The following is a 20,661-nucleotide window of genomic DNA, read 5'->3' as shown; positions in this document are numbered from 1 at the left end:
ACCCCAAAAACACAGGCAGAATCTACCTGTAAATGCTCATAGAAACCTATGGATCCGTTGCCTCCGCTTTCTCTACATGGAGAAACGCCTCGATCAGGCAGCCCTCATCCTGAACAACAACATGCTGTTCTTCTATCAGCAACACAGATGGCACATAAAAGCCATTCTGACGGATGACAGGAAGAGAATATTGCGGGGAGGCGCGTGGTAGAATTCTATGCCGATGTCGAAGAATTTCAGAAGGACTCAATCAAATGGCTCAAGGGTTACAGTCGCAAACGCCCTCATAGGACTACCGCAGTATGGGAAGGCAATTGAGTAAAACATGGAAGCCTTAAAAAACACGCCATACGAAAAGAAAACCAGCTATACAACGTGAGAGCGTTCCCATTCATCAACCCGCCCCGTCTTCCGTTGAAGCAGGTTGATTTTTTCGTTTGCCGGTAAAAAGAGAAATGGTGAAAGAAGAGGAAAACGGAGAATGTAACTTGTAACATCGTAGAATCACCCACTCCCACGTTATCATGAACCGAATCACTTCATTCCTCACCCTGCCCCTGTTGTCGCTCGCATCCGTATTTGCGGCCAACACTCCGGAAAGCATCGGCAACGACCTCCAGCTATTCAAGGATGCCTCCTGCACGGCTTTGAAGCAGGATGTTAAAGACATTTCCGCCTTCCAGTCTGACGCGATGAAGGAACTCGCGGGCAAAATCCTGGCAGGCAACTACAAGCCGGACTACCTGTATGCCAAATACCAGGCCCTCCCCTCACCGCGCCAGACGGGCAAAAACCTCAGAATCGGAGAGGGATTCAGCAAATACGACAACATGACGGGCGTCTATCTCGAGAAGGGCCAGCATGTCATTCTGGTCGGTAAGACGGATGGGCGTGAAATCAGCCTCCTTCTCCCGAACCTGATGCGCAAGCCGGCCGAAGGAGTACAACCGACGAAGGATCCCAACGGCTGGGGACTGCACAAAAAACAAATACCCCTTAAGGAAGGAATCAACATCATTGATGTAGAAACGCCCGCCAACGCCTACATCAGCTACTTCAGCAATGATGCCGACACGGCGCCGAAAATCCCCGTCCATTTCGTGACGGGCAAGGCCAACGGCTACTTCGACACTACCCGGGGCGACACCAACACAGATTGGGTACGCCTGCTTGATCAGGCCGTCTCCCCGATCATGGACGCCCGGGGAAAATACATCCAGGTTGCCTACCCCGTCGAATTCCTGAAAAAATTCACCAGGGAGCGCGGCACTGAACTCATCAACGCCTACGACAAGCTGATAGGCATCCAATACCAGCTGATGGGCCTTGAGAAATACGGCAAAATCCCGAAAAACCGCGTCTTTGCCCGCGTGAACTTCAACTACTACATGTTCCGCGACGGTGATGGAGTAGCCTACCTGGGAGACAATGGTACGATGCGAATGGTGACCGATCCGGAAAACGTCCTCAAAGGCGACGCCTGCTGGGGCTTCTCCCACGAAGTCGGCCACGTGATGCAAATGCGCCCGATGACCTGGGGCGGCATGACGGAAGTCAGCAACAACATCTTCTCTCTTCAAGCCGCCGCCAAAACGGGCAACGAAAGCCGCTTGAAGCGCCAGGGCAGCTACGACAAGGCGCGCAAGGAAATCATCGATGGGAAAATTGCCTACCTGCAATCAAAGGACGTCTTCAACAAGCTGGTCCCCCTGTGGCAGCTCCATCTCTACTTTACCGAAAACGGACATCCCGACTTCTACCCTGACGTGATGGAATATCTGCGCAACAACGCGGGAAACTACGGAGGGAATGATACCATCAAATACCAGTTCGAATTCATCAGGGCATGCTGTGACGTTACAAAAACCGACTTAACCGACTTCTTCGAGAAATGGGGCTTCTTCAAAACCGGACAATTCCACATCGGCGACTATGCCAATTACGATTTCACCGTCACCCCCGAAATGGTGGCTGAAACGAAAAAATGGATTACCGATAAAGGTTTCCCGAAACCCAAAACCGACATCACGGGAATAAGTGAATAGGGTTATTAAGGAATCTTGATTATTCCTAAAAAACATTAGACATACCGTAGCTTTATGTTAAAAAATGAAAACTTTTTCTCCATTAGGAAATGTATCAATAGGAAAAGCCCCAATCCCAATTCAGGCCCTTGAAAGACAAAAATATTTTTTCCAGTAATTTCTCCAGATTCCGGTTCAACCGGCTTTGTACGAAGCTGTTTTCAAAAAAGCATCCTCACCCTGGATTCATTACCTGAAATCAAGCCCATGTAAGGGATAACAGGTCAATTAATTCTAAAATGATTTCTACGGAAATTATTTTAGAAACAAGGTAATTGGCAAGGGAATCAGTCTGCAAATCCTCACAAATGATTTTGGAGATATTCAGAATAAAATAACCAGGTTGTCGTCGTCACCCAATAGCATTTGCAGGAATACTGACGCCATCAATGGTGCTGTACATTGAACCAATAAAGGCTTTGGAAATGCTGAAAAAGCAGGAAACAAAATTCAAAATATATTAAAATGAGCGAGTTATGAATATTTTGGTCTTGCTCTAGGGATATAAAATATATGGAGGATGCTGAAATGTATACCGCAGTATACCTGGAATTTATTGCTGAGGAAATAGTTTTAAAAATTATAAATACATGCAAATGAGTATATTATGAGAAAAACGGTCTTGCTCAATGGAAGAAAAGGGATATGGAGAGGTTTCACCAGTATACCTTCGTTTGATATTTTGAAAGCATTTCCAAGGTCAATGGATTTTGTACGAAGATGTTTTCAAAAAATGATTTGGAGCATTAATTCTGAAATGATTTCTATGGAGATTTTCTAGGATATTAAGGAAAATGCCGATGGAGATTACTGAGAGGTTTCCAGAGGGATTGGGTACAAGAACAGCCAGCTATGGACAATGATTCAAAAGAAGAGAATTCTGATTAGAGCAGATTTTTGTGCTACATTCCCAATGCAGATAATCTTCATGAGTTTGGGTAATACATGGATGATTGGCATGATTATAAATGGAAGAAAGAAGAGCTGGAAATGGTCCGTAGAAAGAAAGAGGGAATTTGGGAGAAATGGATTGAGATGAATAAGTATTGTAGTTTCTGAATTATGTTCTAACCTATGAAAAAATTATATTAAGTTTTATATATGGGTAATACTTTAGTAATAGTGGGAAATGGATTTGATCTGTGGCATGGCTTGCCAACTTCTTATGCGGATTTCAAAATATTTTTAGAAAATAATGGCAACCATAAAAATTTTTTGGAAGATATTTCTAAATATATAGATGAATCGGCGCTATGGTCAGATTTTGAACATGCTCTTGGAGAAATTGATGATGCAGTAGTTTTAGGTGATTCAGATTTCGGAGGAGGTGGAGATTATAACATGATAAGAGAGCGATTGTCATTTCATACTCAAATATCCGAGAAATTACGTCTTTGGTTGTCATCAGTAGTAATAGAATCATCTAAAGAACTTGATCATTCCGAATTACTGGCCCCCCATTTCAAGTACTTAAATTTCAATTATACTTCTACACTAGAAAAATTGTATAGAATAGAATCAAGTAATATTTTTTATATACATGGTTCATTACAATGTTCTACAGAAAAGCTTATATGTGGACATAATACATCTTGCCCCTATGGTAGTTATTTCAATATTCCAACTGGAAAATCTGGCCTTCTGGTAGTAGAAAGCCCTGAAAATGCATTAATAGAATACTATGAATACACTCGTAAAGATTCAGAAATAATTATTTCCAATAATCAAAAATACTTTGAAGAATTAAATGACGTTTCAGAGATATTCATACTAGGACATTCAATGGGAGATGTGGATAAAGAATATTTCAGGGAAATAGCATGCCATGTTCAACAAAACTCCATGTGGAATATAAGCTATCATAGTGAAAAAGATAAGAATAACATCAAAAAAACTATGCAGTATATTGAAGAAGAATGTGGGATTTCCCCTCAGATAGAATATATTACTTTAGATAGTTATGCATTTGAAAAAATATTATGTAATAAAGAGATTATATGGAAGAAATGAGGAAATAGAGAAGAGATTGGGTGAAACGTTGAAAGACAATCTGTCGGAAGATGTAGTATTGTAATGACTACACAAGTTTGATAAACTCAAGGCATGGATGTCTTTTCTCCAGAGAAGCGAAGCCAAGTGATGTCCCGGATCAGAAGCAAGGACACCAAGCCTGAGAAAATTATCCGGTCAATTCTCCACAAACTAGGTTTTAGGTTCCGCATCAACCGTAAAGATCTTCCTGGCAAACCGGATATCGTACTACCAAAATACAAAACAGTCATTTTTGTGCATGGCTGCTTCTGGCATCAGCATGAAGGCTGTAAATATGCGGTAATGCCCAAAAGTAACACTAATTACTGGAAACCAAAGCTTACTAAAAATGTGGATAGAGACAAATTGAATGTAAAGAGATTAAATGAAATAGGTTGGAATGTATTAACGATATGGGAATGTCAAATTCCAACGATAACTAAATCCCCTCAAATTATAGAAGGAAAAATTAAAAAAGAAATTTATTGATTATCTGAAAAATTTATCCCTCTTTCATATTCCATATAATACTCTTCTTCATCAATTTTTGTGAATTTGACATATCTGCTACCAAATTTATCTAAGTCTTCCAATTCTACTTTTGTTCCTAATTCTAGTCCTAATTTATTTCTAAAATATTCACCAAATTCACTGTTATTGTACGTCGTTTCAATAGCTTTACCTTCATCTTGTGCGACAACACACACAAAAGGAAAGCCATCATTTGTTAATACAGAAAATGGTTGTCCTCTATCGGGAAAGAAATTTCTTAATTCTTTTGGTATATGAATATAAGCTTGATTGGGATTTCTACCCTCACGTTGTCCCCAGTTCAAACCCGCTCTATTGTGCATTTTCCCAGTTTTTTCAGAGAATAGAGGAAGGTATACGCTCTCTTTAGAAGGATATAATTGCGATTTATTGGGGTCATCAGCAGAAAAAAATGGAGCATTCACCGCTACATATTCTTCTGCTTCATCACAATGACAATAGAGAGAATGATGCAATAGGGATTGATAATATTCCAAAGCTTCAGTTGAATTGCATTCTATCCCTAATTCCCTCTGGTTTTTTAAAAATCCAGTGACTGTATAATTAGCTGTTGAAAGAAACGCCTTTACAGGGCGGTTGTCTTTTCTCCATACATAAAGTTTCGAGTGAACTGCAGGATATTGGCTGCTTATATATGAACAATTAAAATCTATTTCCTTATGTAATTTAATAAAATTCCTATGATGAATCTCTGAAACACCATATATAGGAGTCATTCCAACAAGAAGCTCAATTGCAATTTCTTTTCCTAACTTTTTACGTATACTAGAAATTTGATATTCAACCATCGCAGAGGTAGCAAAACCTGAAACAATAATCAGACTATCTGCCTCATTTGCTGGCCTTACTAACACCTCATCAAACAATTCGTTTTTATTTACAATCATTTCCATGGAATATTAGAATCTATAAATTGATAGGGTTCTCCCAGAATTGATTTTAATAATGCCTCGAATATTACCTTAACCCCTTGAGGAGGCACTGCCATACCTATTTGTTTTCGAACACTTTCTTTAGATCCCCGAAATACAAAATCATCAGGAAATGTCTGAAGTCTAGCTCTTTCTCTATTTGTTAGAGCTCTATTTTCCGAATAATGATAAACATGGGTTCCTCCTCCACCGCTCCCTGTTATAGTATAGGCTGGCTCATTGGCTTTTAGTCGCTTGTATATTTGACTAATTTTTGCGCCTTTCACATTTAATTGAAGATGAACAGGTATTTTAGCAGTAAATGCATTCTCTCCTTCTCTAATGTATTTAAGTCTTTCTATCACAATAGCTGATTGAACTGTCTGCTCATTATTCGCTACGTCGCTAGGTATATTTGCTAGTGCTTTTTTTACGGAAATATCTATTTGAGAAAAAGGAGCTGGAGATGGTATATTAAATTTTATATCAACATCATTTCTTATTCCTACAATAATAATACGATGGCGTTTTTGAGGAACTCCATATTCTTCAAAATGATAAAGATTTGGAAATAATTTGTAACCTTTTCCTGAGTTTTTAAATGCATCGAGAATGTACGAAAAAGCTTTCCCATCATTTGCACTTCTTAATCCACTGACGTTTTCTGCAATAAAATATTTAGGATTAAAAATATTTAATGCAGCTACGCAATATTCGTACAAAGCCCCAAAAGAGCCATGCATGCCTTTCTGCTCTCCCACAGTACTAAAATCATTACAAGGAAATCCAAATGTTAAGCAATCAATAACTCCGTATTTTAACAAACTTTGAAATTCTAATTTACGGATATCTTCACAAATAATCTTACGAGGCTTTAAATTTTCATTATATGTGGCACATGCATCTTTATCATAGTCTGTTGCCCATAAATGTTCAATTTCTATACCAGGAACACAAGCTAATTTAGCAGCTTCTCCAATGCCTCCAGCTCCACAAAAGAGTTCCGCTAACTTGAGCTTTTGTGAAGAAGAAAATTTGAACAAGTCTAGTTGCGAAAGCATGGGCCAACTGTACTAGGAGACGAAATGGAGTTCAAGGTTAAAGGAGCATCATTTTCCCCCATTTCTTCCCCATATCTCTGCTAACAAAAACCTCAATATACTCATAACGAATATATTGCGGTGGAAAATTGATGGCGGACAGGGAGGGATTCGAACCCTCGAATCATTGAGCATAAGTGATTAACAATGAATTCGCTGAGCTGAAAATGGATGCTTTTGGGGTGACATTATGTAAGTTATTCATTACAAATGCTTCTTAATTTCATGGGAAGGCCATTTCCTTTCACCTCTTCCCCCGTATATCTTCCGGTATCTCTGGCCCAACAACTCCTTCCTGCATGGTTCTGGTGAGACCAGAATTTCGACTTGCCATGTTCTTTCAAATGTTCTAAAAGTACACATATCATTCATCCAAGTGTGTACTTTTGACTCATGACTATCCCTGCTCCAATCAAAGATTTTTTCCGTAACAAAGGCGGTGTTATCCGGAGGGGGGAACTTCTTCCTGCGCTGATGACCGCAAGAATGCTGCAGAAATATATGGAGATGGGGATTATCCGAAGATGGGGACGAGGCTTTTACTGTCTTAACGATGAAAGCCTGCCTTACGAGCCGGAAATGCTCATGGTTGCCAGGAGATATCCTGCTGCGGTTATTTGCCTTGTGTCGGCGCTTTCATTCCATGACATGACGACACAAATTCCCCATGCGGTTGATATTGCCATTCCTTACCAGGGGAATGCTCCCAGGTCTTCCTATCCACTCGTGCACACATTCCGGTTTCGTGATGCCATTTATGAAGCGGGCATTGAAACACATGACATGCAAGGAGTGCCTCTGAAAGTCTACAATATGGAAAAGACTCTGGTGGACGTGTTCCGTTTCAGGAACAGGGTCGGAATGGATGTATTTCTGGAAGCCCTCAAAATGTACGCGAATAATCATCCCGTCAATCTTCCCCTCATTCATGAATATGCCGCTCTTCGCGGAGTTACCCGAACGATCATGCCTTATCTGGAAACACTCGTATGAGCAAGGAACATCCCGCCAACAAGGCCGCTTCAATAAGAGACAAGCTTTACAACCTGTCTCGGAAAAACGGACGGAATTTCCAGGAAATCGTTCAGTACTATGCGATGGAGAGATTCCTGTACCGTCTGGGACAATCTGAATTTCAACATAGTTTTGTCCTCAAAGGAGCGCTTATGCTGCGCGTCTGGAATGTTCCACAGGCAAGGGCAACAATGGATATAGACTTGTTGGGCACATTGGATAATAGCGCTTCATTCATTGAGGCGTGCATTCAAAAGATTCTGGACGTACCCGTGCCGGATGACGGGCTGTCATTTGATCCAGAGTCGGTGACTTCCATGGAAATAACCCAGGAATCGGATTACCGGGGACGCCGCATTTTGTTTTTCGGGTATCTGGAACGGATGAGAATCCGGATGAAGATTGACATAGGCTTTTCCGATATTGTTCTGCCGGCTCCCATTCCCATTCATTTTCCTACGGCGCTGGATATGGATCCACCCATGTTGCAGGGATATACACGGGAAAGCGCTATTGCTGAAAAATTCCATGCCATGGTTTTCCTGGGACTTCAAAATTCCAGGATGAAGGATTTTTATGACATTTATGTTCTGTCCAGCCATCATTCGTTTGAAGGAAATCTTCTAAGCCGATCCCTCCAGGCTACTTTTGAAAGGCGCCATCTGGATATTCCATCCTCTTTGATAATAACGTCTTCTTCATTCCTGAAAATGAAGGAGGTGCAATGGACTGCCTTTCTAAAGAAATTTCCCGTCTCTCTGCTTTCCGGGATTCCGGTTCATTTGAAAGAGGTCGTTCAAAGGATTTCGTTTTTCCTGCTACCTCCATGCGAAGCATTATTGTCCAAGGCTTCTTTCGAGAAAACCTGGAATCCGTCGACTGGCAGCTGGGATGAATCAATGTCGTGAACCGTCACTTCTTCTGAAAGGTTTGTTGCTATTAAAACGGAAAGATTCCCCCCAGTGAAGGAGGGAATCCATGCCGTTCTCCGGGATGATCCTAGAGGGCTTTGACCTTGTAGTAGTACTTGTGTTCGTCCAGGGTTTGTTTGAGCGAATCAATCAGGTCCGTCCTGTCTGCCGGTATGTACACGGCGTCATGGAGGCTGATGCAGACTGGATGATTCCGGCAGAACTCCCGGAGGATATCCTCGTAGTGGAACAGGGTATGGGAAGATTCCAGATCGTCGATCGCCTTGATGAAGGATTCCATTTCATCGAAGTAGTCGTCGGTGAGGAATTCCCTCAACTGGTTTTTACATCTGGTAATCCATCTTTTATCGGCAGTACCTGACAACAGGGAGAAAATCCATGTGATAAGTTTCTCCTTGGTTTCTTCCCTTTCGTCTTGATCTGTAGGAAGCAGGGTATTGGTTTTGATCGCTTCGAGCATTTTCATGCATTGGCCGCGTGCAGCAAGGCACTGAACAATGGAATTGGTCAGGTCAATTTCCACCATGTCAACTCCATAGACATTTTTGAATACATGCTTCCTGATAGATGAAGGCATTGGGGTGAACATGTTGTAAACCCGTGGATGCTCATCATTTTGGCTGTATGCATTATCGAAACGCTTGCCGGCAATTTCAGAAACAAAAGCAGTTTTGTTATTTGGCTTTCTTTTCCTAGCATTTTCAATAAGTTCCTTAAACCCAGGAGAGTTGATCTCAGCCTTGAAGATGGAATTCAGGTTATAGGATTTGAGGATGCAGGGATGAACCGGGATGGATTCAATGCCAAGGCTGGTTAGTGCCTCTTCAAAGATAGGGGTGATCTTTGTCCTGGTTTTCTTGTTGAGGGAACCATCCTTGATATTGGGATTGAACAGCATCCTGTAGAGGCCGTGTTTGACCTTGTTGACAGGAATGGTGAAGTAGACGTATTCCTTGGGAGGAAGTATTGGCGCCAGTTCTCCGTTCTCCTGGACGAGAGGGAGGGCGTTCAACAAGTTCTCGGCATCTACTTGCTTCATGTCCTTTTTGAGCATTCCGATTTTCTCAGCCGTTTGATTGGCGTTAATGAGTTTGGAATTGTTGATGATGGTTTTTGTGACACGGGTGTTGGTTACACCCATCAATTTATTATTATTTTTAATAAACATTCTTCGTAGTATCCGAATGTTCTTTTTATTCCTAAGTGCTCTTTTATTATGGAAATATACATCCTCTAAAATACATTATAATAAGGATATAATGAAAATCTTATTGATTCATTCGTCCGTTCCCTGTATGGATGTTCGCAGGTAAAATGAGGAAAAGGAAACGGCCATTTGTCCCGGCGGATAAGCAGGACACGAGGAAGCTGACTGCGGAAGAACGGGAAAAACTCCGCAGGAAGGCGGTATTGCTCTATAAGAGGGAAAATCCTGTTCCGGCCATTGCAAGGAAACTGGGTATACGTCCTGCGACTGTCTATAGATGGATTAATAATTACCTGAACGAAGGTCCTGTCAAATACAGGGAGAATAAGAGGGGGAGGCGTCCTATCCCAAACAAATACACTCAAAAACCATGGAATGAATTTGTCAAGGAACTCAGGGAATATTGGGCAACCCAGGAGAAGAAGAAGCCGGGAGTCCCTGAAAATATATTACTATACAGGGGTAAAGAGTTCTTTGAATGGTGTTTCGGACTGACAGAAGGAACCAGGTACGTTTATTACTGCCAGATCAGGAGAAAGCTGGATGAACTGAAAATCCGCGAAAACGACTCGGTTACGCTACAGGACAGGGATTTTCTTCGGAGGCAATACTATGATCCGGGGCACCATCAAACCGGATGGATGAAGTACTGCATGTTCCTACTGGGAAGGCCGTTCAAATCCAACAGCAGGAACATCTGGTTCAAGGGAATTTAATTCTCAATGGATTTGAAGGCATGCAGACAATTTCCGGGTATCCGTCCGGTATTATAGCAAGGGGAGCATTCCGCTAATTCTTACAAATTATTCTGGATAATTATTCAGAATAAGCTGTTTGCTCTCTTCGGGGTATTTCCTGATGCACAAAAGACTATTTTTTGTAATATGCTGATAGCAATTTCATTATACAAAAAATGGTCTCATACAATGTATATATAAAATAAATGGAGAAGGAATTTTTTCCCGTATACCTGATACATGCCCAAGGGAATTTGCCCATAACGGAGCCTGGTCTATCCCATACGGATTTGGGAACATGTACTCCAAGACAGCTGTCTGCCAGTTTTTGAGCTCAATAGGAAGAATGGAGATATTTTAGTAATAAGGACATAGGACTTCATTTCTGATGAATAGATGAGTCCCGTCTAATTTGACCATGGCGGAGTCCGGATAGCCCCCGATGGAGTTGGGAATCCTTCTCCCAAGACAACTGTCCAGGGCATGTTTTTTACATAAAATGGATATGGAAAGAATGTGGAATACTCATGATCAATGGAATAGGAACAGCAGGTTCAAGTTATTCAAGGCATGGATCATGGAAATTGTTCCATAAAGAAGCCTGGATTGCCCTATATGGATTTGATGGGAATAGGCCAAGTGTGCCCACTGGGGGAAATTGAACCTGGATTCATTCCATTATTCAAATAACTCGCTGGGCATGTATTGCGTAATACAGTTTCAGGGAGACTGCCGGAAATCATCCATGTAAAATTGTCCCACTATGATTTTGGCGACAAAGATTCATTTCAAATACGGCAGTCCTTCCTATCCAAATGAACAAGATATCCAGTCCATTTACCTGTCAGGAGAAGGATTGGAAGGGTTTTATCCCAAGGAACAAGTTTACGACATGCTTGTTCAAGGAAAGATTATCAGGGGCAACATTTACCCCTATCCTGCATTGGAAGAAATGACGAGTTTCAAGGGAGAGAAGTATGTGCGTTCCATGCCTAACGAAAGCAAGCACGACAATCTGCTCAATTTGCCCCGCGTGTGATTTTGTTTATGCCGATTCTCGTTTCGATATAGACAAAAGGTTTTGTGTGTATTGTGCAATAGTCAAACAGGGCACTTCACATGCAGCCTCCGATTGGGAATCCGGTTAATCCAGATTGAGTGAATCAACGTATTCAGGCGTAAGTTTCCAATAGAGTTCCGCATCCTTTTTCCTGGTAGGCTTGTAGTAATGCTTCCGTATCATCTGGATGCTGTTGCCCATTTCATCGGCTACGCTGGCCATGTTTCCGAAACAGGTAACTTTATAGGTGCAGTAGCTGTGCCGGTATCCGTTCTGCTTGGCTTCAACGTATTCAGGGATTGTTCTCCTGAAGGCGTCATAGATGCGGTCGACATGTTTTTTGCATCGTCCGAAATCAAAGACAAGTCCGTTGGTATGTTCACATGTAAGAAGCCATTTTTTGGCAACGTTGGGGAGATGGACAATGCGTCTTCCGGTTTTTCCTCCTGACAGGTAAAAGTCTCCGTCTTCATCGGGATTGCTCAAATCCAGTTCCTCCCATGTAATGTATTCAAATTCGGACAACCTGACTCCGCAGAACATGGCGATGACCAGCGGAGCGAGCATTTTGTTTTGATGTACCTTCGTGTAATGGAGGATTTGGACGGCTTCATCGACAGAATAAATGCCGGGTTCAGGACGTACTGCCTTGGGGCATTTGATGTTGGTCATGTCGATTTCACACCATTTGAAGAACGAGATGACGGCCGCCCGGTAATGCTGGCGTGTCTTTTCTGCTATATCCAGACCATAGAGCCATTTTTCCACTTCATCCTTCTGGATGGTGCTGACGATTTTCTTTCCGAATACTTCCTTGAAGACATTGACTCTTGAGAGGGTGAGGCGGATGTTTTCCCTGTTGGATGCCGTCAGGAGCTTGTGCTTTTTCCATTCCTTGAAGAGATCCCCGACCCTCCTGCTTTGCTTGGGATGGGCGACGAAGCTCATGTATCTTCTGATGAATTCAGCCAGGGAGATGGAAGGATTGGTTTTGTAGAAACGGTCGATCATAATCCTGTCTTCGGGATCGATGATTGTTTCTTCTACAAGCCCAGTTTGGGAAAGTTCTTCTTCAAGGATTCGGCATTTTTCCAAACCTTCCTTCCTGTCCTTGACCCTGCATTTGTTGTTCCTGGTGGAACCGTCGGGGTTGATGGTGTTCCAGTAGACGCGAAACCTTCCGTCGTTCTCCTGAACCAATCTGCATAATTTGAACTTCTTCGCTGCCATGTATGAGTTAATTATACCGTGAAAACAGGAGTTCGTATGCGGTAAAACTCAATGATGGTCAATTATTTTTTGTCGTAAAATGAATCGGTTTTATTATCCGGCGATTCCCATTTTTGAAGCCGTAAAGGAGCAGGCCAACCAGAAGGAAATGGATAAGAACCAAATACCGATATTCTTCCAATTCAAGTCTCCTCCGTCAGCTCCTATGGCGTTTCCCCTACCCAGAAATTGATACAATCGGTATGCGTCTCCTATTTTGGTCAAACATCCCAACAGGAGGTAAAATACGATGCTTTTCAATGAACCAGCCTTGCCCGGTTTGTCATCCGCATACCGATGAGTGGATAGCGTGTTTCCCTGATGGTCGCAAATGAAGAGGGCGTTTCCTTTGAGTATGGAGACGACCTCAGAAGAGAATCCCAAGAGTTTTCCTTGTTGAGTGAACAGGATTTGTCCTTCAGGAGATATTACGCGGACATGTGTTCCTTGCTGGTATGCAACTCCGATCATGAATCCATCATGTCATGAACCACGGGATTCGTAAGCGATAAAATACAATGACTGTCAATTATTTTGCCGTAATGATCAGTTATTTCCCTGGCTTGATAGGAGGAATATCCTGACAGAAAAAAGCTACATCCCTATTCAGTTTTTCTGCGATTTCGCAGATGGTATAAAATGTGATGTTGCGCTCTCCCCTTTCAATGCTGCCGTAGTAGCTTCTATCCAAATTGGTAACATGCGCAAATCCTTCCTGAGAGAATCCCTGGGCTTTTCTCTCGTTTCTGATCCTTTCTCCTAATTCCTTGAGTACATTTTGCTTGGACATTTATTCATTATCGCAGAAATGAGAAATTTATGTCCACGGTCTAAAATACCTCTTTACAGTTGTGGAGATACGCGATATTCAAACGCTATCACCTACTAACCAAGGAGAATGAACAACCCACATCAATTATGAAGTTACACCTGCCTACAGTACTGCTGGCGGCCGTGCTTGCCTGCATCTCGCAACCGCTCATCGCTACGGAAACAATCAACCTGAATACCCATAACTGGGATCAGTATGTCGGAGATTATGGAAATCCAGGATCTCCTCAATTTGATAACGTCAACCTAAGCCTTGACGGCAATTGGTCTGTTAATCTTGATAAATTTTACGGTCCATGCTGGGGATCAACGGATGACGGTTCCTATATGTTGACAGGACAAGGTACTATGGATTTCAAAAATGATTCCTTTATTATATGTGGAGGATCTTCCGATTGGCCTGATTCATATAATCCCCCTACTGGTAACGCCAAATATACCATCAGTTCTGGTATCGTTTTAAAAAATGTATCATTAGACGCACAGTTAGGGGCACAAGTGAAATTCAATGGTTCCCTCGAAACGAGCAACAAAGAATCTCCCTGCTCATTTTTTGTTGATTCTACTGTTGATGGCCCTTTATCTATCATTGATTTGAGAAACGCGACGATTAAGGATAACGACTTTGTTAATTTGGAATTTTGTCGAGGAATTATTATCAAAGATCAATATACTGTATCAGCTAACCATGGACTTAAGATTTGGAATGATACTTCATCTCAAGGAAGTGGAATTCTACAAGGGAATCTCATTCTTTCGGATGGCGGTGAGATAGCTCTATTTACATATGGTGGTCACAAATATTCTAACATAACTATAACTGGAACTTTATCTATTACAGGGAATACAACAGTTGATTTCCACTCTGTTTCTTCTCCGGAAGATGGTTTCACTAGCCCCGAGACGGGGACAATTGTATTTTACTGTAAAGATATTACTGGTGAAACTAGCCTTTTGAAGATTACTGAAAGTTATCGTGGAACCACCACAGTTTCCCGGAACATTAGTGACAAGAAATTCGTATCCATCGCCCAGATAGACGGACGTTATGCCCTGACGCTGGTTGACAATGGGTACGATCCCGGGGAACCGGAACAACCGGGAACCATTATTACCGACGGCAAGGCCCCCGATACCCTTTCCAAGGATGTTGTCGTTTCTTTGGGGAACGGTAGCAATGTCGACGCGACGGAAGTTACCAACGGACTCAATAACTCCTATGTCCATGGGACGGGAGGAACCCTGGTTACTGCCGATTTACAGACATTCAACATGTCGGGATCGGATTCTCTCGGGTTCAGTATTGTCGGCATAGATGGAAACGCAGGCGCAAACATCCAGGTGGGGCACGAAGGAGGAAGCATTACCGATGCCGCCATTGTTTTGACTGGCAGTAAATACGAATCAAAACAGGTCAATGTTCAGAGCGGTCTTCTGGAAATCGGTCAGAACACCATTCTTGGAACAGTTGATTCCATGCTGACCATAGGAGCTCTCAATGCTACCGGTAATTCAGTTACCGCTTCGGTCAATAACAGGGGAACCATCAACAATGACGTTACCATTCATTCCGGTGCATCTCTGGATAACAGGAATACCATCAATGGAAATGTTCTGGTCAATGGATCGTCCATCCTGAGCAACAATGGGACAGTAAAGGGAGAAGTGACGATTGCGGAAAACGGTTCAGTCAATGGCAGCGGTACGTTCGCTTCTACCATTCTCCAATCCAACGCTTTGCTCTATGTAGGCAACAGTCCGGGATTCCAGCAGCACAATGATCTGACTTTGGATAGCGGTTCAAGACTGGGCTTTTATCTGGACGGTATTACTGCGGCGACATTGGCAAATCACGGTTCAGGTACTTATTCCAATCTTTCCGTCATCAATTCCATTACTGTTAATGGAGCGGTGAATACCGAAGTTGAAGTAGGTCTGGGAATTCTGGCGGCAGGAACAGATGCATTTACTCTGGATCTTATCAAGACTGATGGAACAGTTTCCGGTAACGGTGATTTTGTTCTTTCTCTGGATGATAAAAACCATCTCCTGAAGGAAGGCAATCTTCTCTGGAATGCATCCACAGGAACGCTTAGCTTCACGGGACAAGTGGATGAAGCCGTAGCTGCCGCTTTGGTAGGCAAGGACGGTTCCAATATCGCCAATTCCTTGTGGTCGAGTACAAGCGTCGTCAAGAACTTCGGTCAGACGGCAGTATCCCAGCTCAAAGTCACCCAACCGGGAGATTCCAATGTATGGGTAAGTGGTTTGGGGGATTTCGTGACCATGAACTCTACATCACATGCGGACGGCTTCCAGTACAACGGAGGAGGATATGCGGCAGGGATTGACTGTTCATGGACGAAGAAATTCCGAGCGGGTATTGCTTTCGGCCAAACATTCGGAACGTTCAAATCTGACGACAACCAGGCATCCATCAAGCAGGACAGCCTCATGACCGGTCTGTACGCCAATTATCTGGAAACACTGTGTGACAAGCAGAGTTTGGGATTGAGCGGATACTTTGCTTATGGATCGGTGGAAAATAGGGCCGATACTCTCATTGGTAATTCCGCTTATTTGCCCGGTCATGCCAAATGGAATGACGATGTGTTTACTTTCGGCTTAAAAGCTGACTGGAATATCAAAGTCACCGACAAGACCACATTGACGCCGTTCATTGGGATTGATTACGTCCATGGAGCACAGGAAAGCTTCACGGAAACATATTCCAACGGCAGCCGCCAATACAGGGACGGTAATATGCAGGTATGGAGTGTTCCGGTAGGCATTACGGTTAAAAAGGAAGTATCGGTCGGAGGAGGACAACTTCTTCTTCCTGAACTGACTGTTGCCTATGTCGGTGATGTATCCAGAACAAATCCTTCGGTCAAATCCACTATCTACGGGATCGACAACAAGCACGAAGGAAGCAATCCTGGCCGAAGCGCCTTCATGATGAACGCCGGAACCAACTGGATCATCAACCAGAATTGGAGCGTAGGAGCGTTCTACACCTTGGAAGCCAGAAGCAGCCAGGTGAATCAATCCGCCTCACTTTCGGCAAGATACAGCTTCTAAATAGATAAATAACAGTCATCAAGGGATGGAATCAGCAATGGTTCCATCCTTTTTCATTTTTACACCTCTACTCTATTCCTACCATATAGGGTACGGCAAATGGCATGGTACCCCCGTCAAACCAAACACGCTCCCCCAATTGAAAGTCTATCCCTGTTTGGGCTCAGTCTATACAAAGGACTTTTCACATGAAGGGGGTACTTTCCCAAACGCTCCAAAATTGTTTTTCCGAAAAATGGAAAACTTTTTCTCTATTAGGAAATGTATCAGGAATAAAAGGAGGAGAACCCATTTAGGCCCCCGCCTGGCAAAAATATTTTTGAGACCATTTTTCAGATTCACGCACGTTTCACCAGTTTGAAGTCCTTATAAGCAATATTGACAAATTACTTCATCACGTCGAACCCAATCGCTTACAACCGCCTGAAATCACGGCATCATTCCTCCATGAAGATTTTATACGAAGCAGTTTTCAAAAAAATATTTTCCCCCGATCCTATGCATCTTGCTCCATCACATAAACCAAGAGATAGAAGGGTTATAGGTAAATTAATTCTAAATTGATTTCTACGGAAATTATTTTAGAAAGTAGGATAAACCCAAGGTAACAGGGCAAAAAATCCTCACAAACAATTCTGGAAACATTCAGAATAAGATAACAAGTTTACTGAAATAGCCATCAATTTCTGATATCCCAATTACCTAACCTGGAGTCTCTGACTGTCTGATACAATGGGGATATGGGAGGAGTAAAAGAAGGAATAAAATGAGTTTTCACATTCGCTAATATATCATAATGAGTAAGTTGTAAAAAATATAGTCTCATACAATGTATATAAAAGTATATGAGAGAGTTCAAACGTATACCTCAGTGTACCATGTATTTGTTTCAGAAGAAAATGCTTTCTGAATTCACAAGTGAATGGGAACAAATAAGTTATGAGAAAAACGGTCTCATACAATGTATAAGTAAAGAGGAAGAGAGATTTTTCTCACGTATACCTTTGTTTAGTCCTTTGGAATAATTTCCGAGGTCAATTAGTTTTATACGAAGGCGTTTTTAATAAAACGATTTCCTCTTTGGATAAATTGACTGAGATCAAGAGAGTAAAGAGATAAAAGAATAATTAATTCTAAAATGATTTCTACGGTAATTATTTTGGAAACAAGGTAATTGGTAAGGGAAGTTGTCTGCAAATCCTCACAAATGATTCTGGAGATAGTCAGAATAAAATAACCGGATTACCGTCGCCACCCAATAGCATTTGATGCCATCAATGGTTCTGTACATTGGATGGAAATGCTGAAACAGCAGAAAACAGAATTCAAAAATATATTACAATGAGTAAGTTATGAATATTTTGGTCTTACTCTATGGATATAAAATATATGGAGGATGCTGAAATGTATACCGCAGTATACCTGGAATTTATTGCCGAGAAAATGGTTTTAAAAATTATAAATCCATACAAATGAATATGTTATGAGAAAAACGGTCTTACTCAATGAAAGAAAAGAGATATGGAGAGATTTCACCAGTATGCCTGCAGTTTGATTCGTTAAAAGAATTCCCATGGTCAATTGTTTTTGTACGAAGGTGTTTTCAAAAAAATAATTTGGAGCAATTAATCCTGAAATGATTTCTATGGAGATTTTCTAGGATATTAAGGGAAATGCCGATGGAGATTACTGAGAGGTTTCCAGAGAGATTGAGAACAAGAACAGTCAGATATGGATAATCATTCAAAAGAAAAAATCCTGATTGGAACAGATTTTGGGGATACATCCCTCATCCAGAAGAATCACACCATTGGGGAGAATGCATGGAGGATTGGCACGATTACAAATGGAGAAAGGAACAGAGGGAGAAAGAATTGAGAAAGTGGACCGAAAACGATTTGTCAAAGAGGCAAGCCGTACATAAGATCAAATATCTCAAGAATCTCTAATTTACGATGCCTTCAACTTGAGAATACTCCAACCTTAACTTATAATTAGGTGTGTAATTCATAGACGCCTCCATGTTTTATCCACCCACTTGAGATATCCAGTCTCGAATATTTGTCCCAATTCTTTCTATATCCCGACGTCCTAATTCCCCACTATGCATGATAACATTACGAGATCTTTCCAAAGTAGTAAAAATCTGTTTGGCCCAATCCAATGATATAATGTGATCTTGGAAAAGTTCTAAATTTTGAGACATTATTGAAGCTAAATCACCAAATTCGGTATAATTTATAAAGTTATCACCTCGTGGGGAATGCCATTTTATTTTCCCTTCTTCTATTTTCCGTGATTCAGCTTTTGTCCTTATTTTTTCTGAGACAGATTCCATCCACCAATTTTCACCTTTATTTTCGATGAGAATTTTAACTACAAATTGTCTCACCATGTTTTCAAAACATGCTATAGCTGTATAAACAGTAGCCATCTGCTTTGCACAATTTAATAATTCATTCTCGAGAAGATCTAAGGACAAGCTTCGTATATATTCTTGTGTTAATATATCTGAAGATGAATGCTTGCTTATAGCTTCGGAATTAGAAAGAGAGATTTTTGTTAATTCCCCTCTCATTACGAAAGAATATAATTTATCTGGCATTAGATTAAAATAAATGTTTTTTCAGACTTTGGAATATAGCATCATACACTGCCATATTACTTGTTTCAGGAAGATGAATTTGTATATTATAATGCAAATTCATCTTTGTTGATGGTTCAGAAATTTGGTTTATTTTTGGATCCTGTTGAACGGAAATATTACCTTCAATATTAGCTTCGTGTTTTTCTATGTGTTTTTGTTTAGAAGGAATTTTAATTTGAGAAATAGTTGGTGTCCAATCTGCATAACCGCATAATGCTCTAAAAGTTGTTGACATCATTTCAATAACTCTATCTCCCTTTTGGCCTTGCGTTAAAGTTCTTAATTTATTTTTAATTTCATCATTACTCATGGATTGGGCATCCTTCTTTAAATTAAAAAGATCCTCATATGCCTCTTGAATTCCTATTGCTATGATTTTTTTAGATTGCGTTTGATCGAGAAAATCATAATACCGTTGCGTGGGTTGTCCGGATTCGTTGAGCAATCCTAAAGCTTTTAACATTCCTATAATTAATCTGTCAGTACTACTTTTGAATCCTAAATCTTCTAAAAATTTAGTCGTAAATCTTTCTGGAGCTTTTGCTCCAATAATAGAATTGAAAATAGATTCAAGATTTTTAGTGGATGATAGATATGATGTAGTTAAGGCCATAACGTGGTACTAAATACACATTTTTCTTTCCTGAGGCAATATTTTCTCCAAATTATATACATTAATTTCCCCCATTTCTTCCCCATGCCCCTACAAACAAAAAACGCAATATACTCATGACGAATATATTGCGACGGAAAATTGATGGCGGACAGGGAGGGATTCGAACCCTCGGTACTGTTGCCAGTACACACACTTTCCAGGCGTGCTCATTCGACCACTCTGACACCTGCCCGTTGATAGATTGTGTTAGATAGGAAAGCGGGGGTAATGTAACGGCAGAAGAGAAGGTTGGCAATCTTTTTTTCACTTGGGAGGCGTTTTCCTGTTTTTCCCAGGCTCTTCTCGCCTCTTCCCCGTTGCCTGAAAAGGATGGAAAGCACAGAGGTATTGCCTGGGACTCTTCAAAGAGAGTAGGAAAGGAATCATGCATACTATGCAAAAAAACAGGCTTCTGTTATCTACAGAAGCCTGTCATTGAACAAGGTTGAGTTCTTCGTGCCCGATGCCTCTCTTCTCTAAAAAGGCAAAGAACGTTCTTCCTATTTTTTCAACGTTGCGTTTTTCAGGAAGGGACTCTTGCTGTTCGGTC

Annotated in this window: 16 protein-coding genes and 1 tRNA gene; 8 read left to right on the top strand and 9 right to left on the bottom strand. The window is 41.4% G+C overall.

Annotated elements, in window-relative coordinates; translation table 11 throughout:
• Positions 1–524: 524 nt before the first annotated feature.
• The 3 genes from HJW02_RS07590 to vsr all read left to right on the top strand — a co-directional run bounded on the left by HJW02_RS07590 (position 525) and on the right by vsr (position 4,604).
• Positions 525–2,045, top strand: coding sequence for a M60 family metallopeptidase (locus tag HJW02_RS07590; RefSeq protein ID WP_102722142.1), 1,521 nt, complete (start codon positions 525–527; stop codon positions 2,043–2,045).
• 1,140 nt (positions 2,046–3,185) lie between these two features.
• Positions 3,186–4,094: a bacteriophage abortive infection AbiH family protein gene (locus tag HJW02_RS07585; RefSeq protein ID WP_102722141.1), complete on the top strand. Its 909-nt coding sequence runs from the start codon at positions 3,186–3,188 to the stop codon at positions 4,092–4,094.
• A gap of 93 nt (positions 4,095–4,187) precedes the next feature.
• Positions 4,188–4,604, top strand: coding sequence for a DNA mismatch endonuclease Vsr (gene vsr, locus HJW02_RS07580; RefSeq protein WP_102722140.1), 417 nt, complete (start codon positions 4,188–4,190; stop codon positions 4,602–4,604).
• Here the strand turns inward: vsr and HJW02_RS07575 are convergent.
• Entirely contained in the window at positions 4,598–5,560 is a 963-nt protein-coding gene (locus HJW02_RS07575; protein WP_102722139.1) for a restriction endonuclease PLD domain-containing protein, read from the bottom strand. The genes vsr and HJW02_RS07575 overlap by 7 nt on opposite strands.
• Positions 5,551–6,639 carry a DNA (cytosine-5-)-methyltransferase gene (gene dcm / locus HJW02_RS07570; RefSeq protein WP_102722138.1) on the bottom strand — a complete coding sequence of 363 codons (1,089 nt, stop codon included), beginning with the start codon at positions 6,637–6,639 and terminating at the stop codon, positions 5,551–5,553. Before dcm ends, HJW02_RS07575 begins: the two co-directional genes overlap by 10 nt.
• Before the next feature lie 432 nt (positions 6,640–7,071).
• Here dcm and HJW02_RS07565 point away from each other — a divergent pair, with 432 nt between their 5' ends.
• On the top strand, positions 7,072–7,671 hold the full coding sequence (locus HJW02_RS07565) for a type IV toxin-antitoxin system AbiEi family antitoxin domain-containing protein (protein ID WP_102722137.1): 600 nt from the start codon (positions 7,072–7,074) through the stop codon (positions 7,669–7,671).
• Positions 7,668–8,600, top strand: coding sequence for a nucleotidyl transferase AbiEii/AbiGii toxin family protein (locus tag HJW02_RS07560; RefSeq protein ID WP_102722136.1), 933 nt, complete (start codon positions 7,668–7,670; stop codon positions 8,598–8,600). The genes HJW02_RS07565 and HJW02_RS07560 overlap by 4 nt, the downstream gene beginning before the upstream one ends.
• 91 nt (positions 8,601–8,691) lie before the next feature.
• Here HJW02_RS07560 and HJW02_RS07555 read toward each other — a convergent pair whose 3' ends face one another.
• Complete coding sequence (locus HJW02_RS07555) at positions 8,692–9,765, bottom strand: hypothetical protein (protein ID WP_102733089.1); 1,074 nt, start codon at positions 9,763–9,765, stop codon at positions 8,692–8,694.
• A gap of 158 nt (positions 9,766–9,923) precedes the next feature.
• Between HJW02_RS07555 and HJW02_RS07550 the strand changes: the two genes are divergently transcribed.
• Both HJW02_RS07550 and HJW02_RS07545 read left to right on the top strand, forming a co-directional pair.
• Complete coding sequence (locus HJW02_RS07550) at positions 9,924–10,547, top strand: helix-turn-helix domain-containing protein (RefSeq protein WP_102722134.1); 624 nt, start codon at positions 9,924–9,926, stop codon at positions 10,545–10,547.
• A 784-nt stretch (positions 10,548–11,331) separates the two neighbouring features.
• Positions 11,332–11,607, top strand: a complete 276-nt coding sequence (locus HJW02_RS07545; RefSeq protein ID WP_102722133.1) for a DUF3892 domain-containing protein — start codon at positions 11,332–11,334, stop codon at positions 11,605–11,607.
• 105 nt (positions 11,608–11,712) lie between these two features.
• On the opposite strand, the gene HJW02_RS07540 is transcribed toward HJW02_RS07545, so the two are convergent.
• The 3 genes from HJW02_RS07540 to HJW02_RS14140 form a co-directional block, all read right to left on the bottom strand.
• Positions 11,713–12,858 carry a site-specific integrase gene (locus HJW02_RS07540; protein WP_102733090.1) on the bottom strand — a complete coding sequence of 382 codons (1,146 nt, stop codon included), beginning with the start codon at positions 12,856–12,858 and terminating at the stop codon, positions 11,713–11,715.
• A 93-nt stretch (positions 12,859–12,951) separates the two neighbouring features.
• Positions 12,952–13,368: a hypothetical protein gene (locus tag HJW02_RS07535; protein ID WP_102733091.1), complete on the bottom strand. Its 417-nt coding sequence runs from the start codon at positions 13,366–13,368 to the stop codon at positions 12,952–12,954.
• A 79-nt stretch (positions 13,369–13,447) separates the two neighbouring features.
• Positions 13,448–13,687, bottom strand: coding sequence for a helix-turn-helix transcriptional regulator (locus HJW02_RS14140; RefSeq protein WP_102722130.1), 240 nt, complete (start codon positions 13,685–13,687; stop codon positions 13,448–13,450).
• Between the two features lie 128 nt (positions 13,688–13,815).
• Here HJW02_RS14140 and HJW02_RS07525 point away from each other — a divergent pair, with 128 nt between their 5' ends.
• A complete protein-coding gene (locus HJW02_RS07525; protein WP_102722129.1) occupies positions 13,816–16,809 on the top strand; it encodes an autotransporter outer membrane beta-barrel domain-containing protein in 2,994 nt (997 codons plus the stop codon).
• Between the two features lie 2,026 nt (positions 16,810–18,835).
• Here the strand turns inward: HJW02_RS07525 and HJW02_RS07520 are convergent.
• From HJW02_RS07520 to HJW02_RS07510, 3 genes are all read right to left on the bottom strand, one after another.
• Positions 18,836–19,414: a Swt1 family HEPN domain-containing protein gene (locus tag HJW02_RS07520; protein ID WP_180970918.1), complete on the bottom strand. Its 579-nt coding sequence runs from the start codon at positions 19,412–19,414 to the stop codon at positions 18,836–18,838.
• Positions 19,415–19,418: 4 nt separating this feature from the next.
• On the bottom strand, positions 19,419–20,069 hold the full coding sequence (locus tag HJW02_RS07515; protein WP_102722128.1) for a DUF5343 domain-containing protein: 651 nt from the start codon (positions 20,067–20,069) through the stop codon (positions 19,419–19,421).
• Between the two features lie 145 nt (positions 20,070–20,214).
• A tRNA-Ser gene (locus tag HJW02_RS07510) sits at positions 20,215–20,304 on the bottom strand.
• Positions 20,305–20,661 lie beyond the last annotated feature (357 nt).

It is taken from the genome of Akkermansia sp. GGCC_0220, from assembly GCF_017566105.1.
GTDB lineage: Bacteria > Verrucomicrobiota > Verrucomicrobiia > Verrucomicrobiales > Akkermansiaceae > Akkermansia > Akkermansia massiliensis.
Note: the sequence above shows the minus strand (reverse complement) of the source record. Positions and strands in the feature narration are given on the sequence as shown.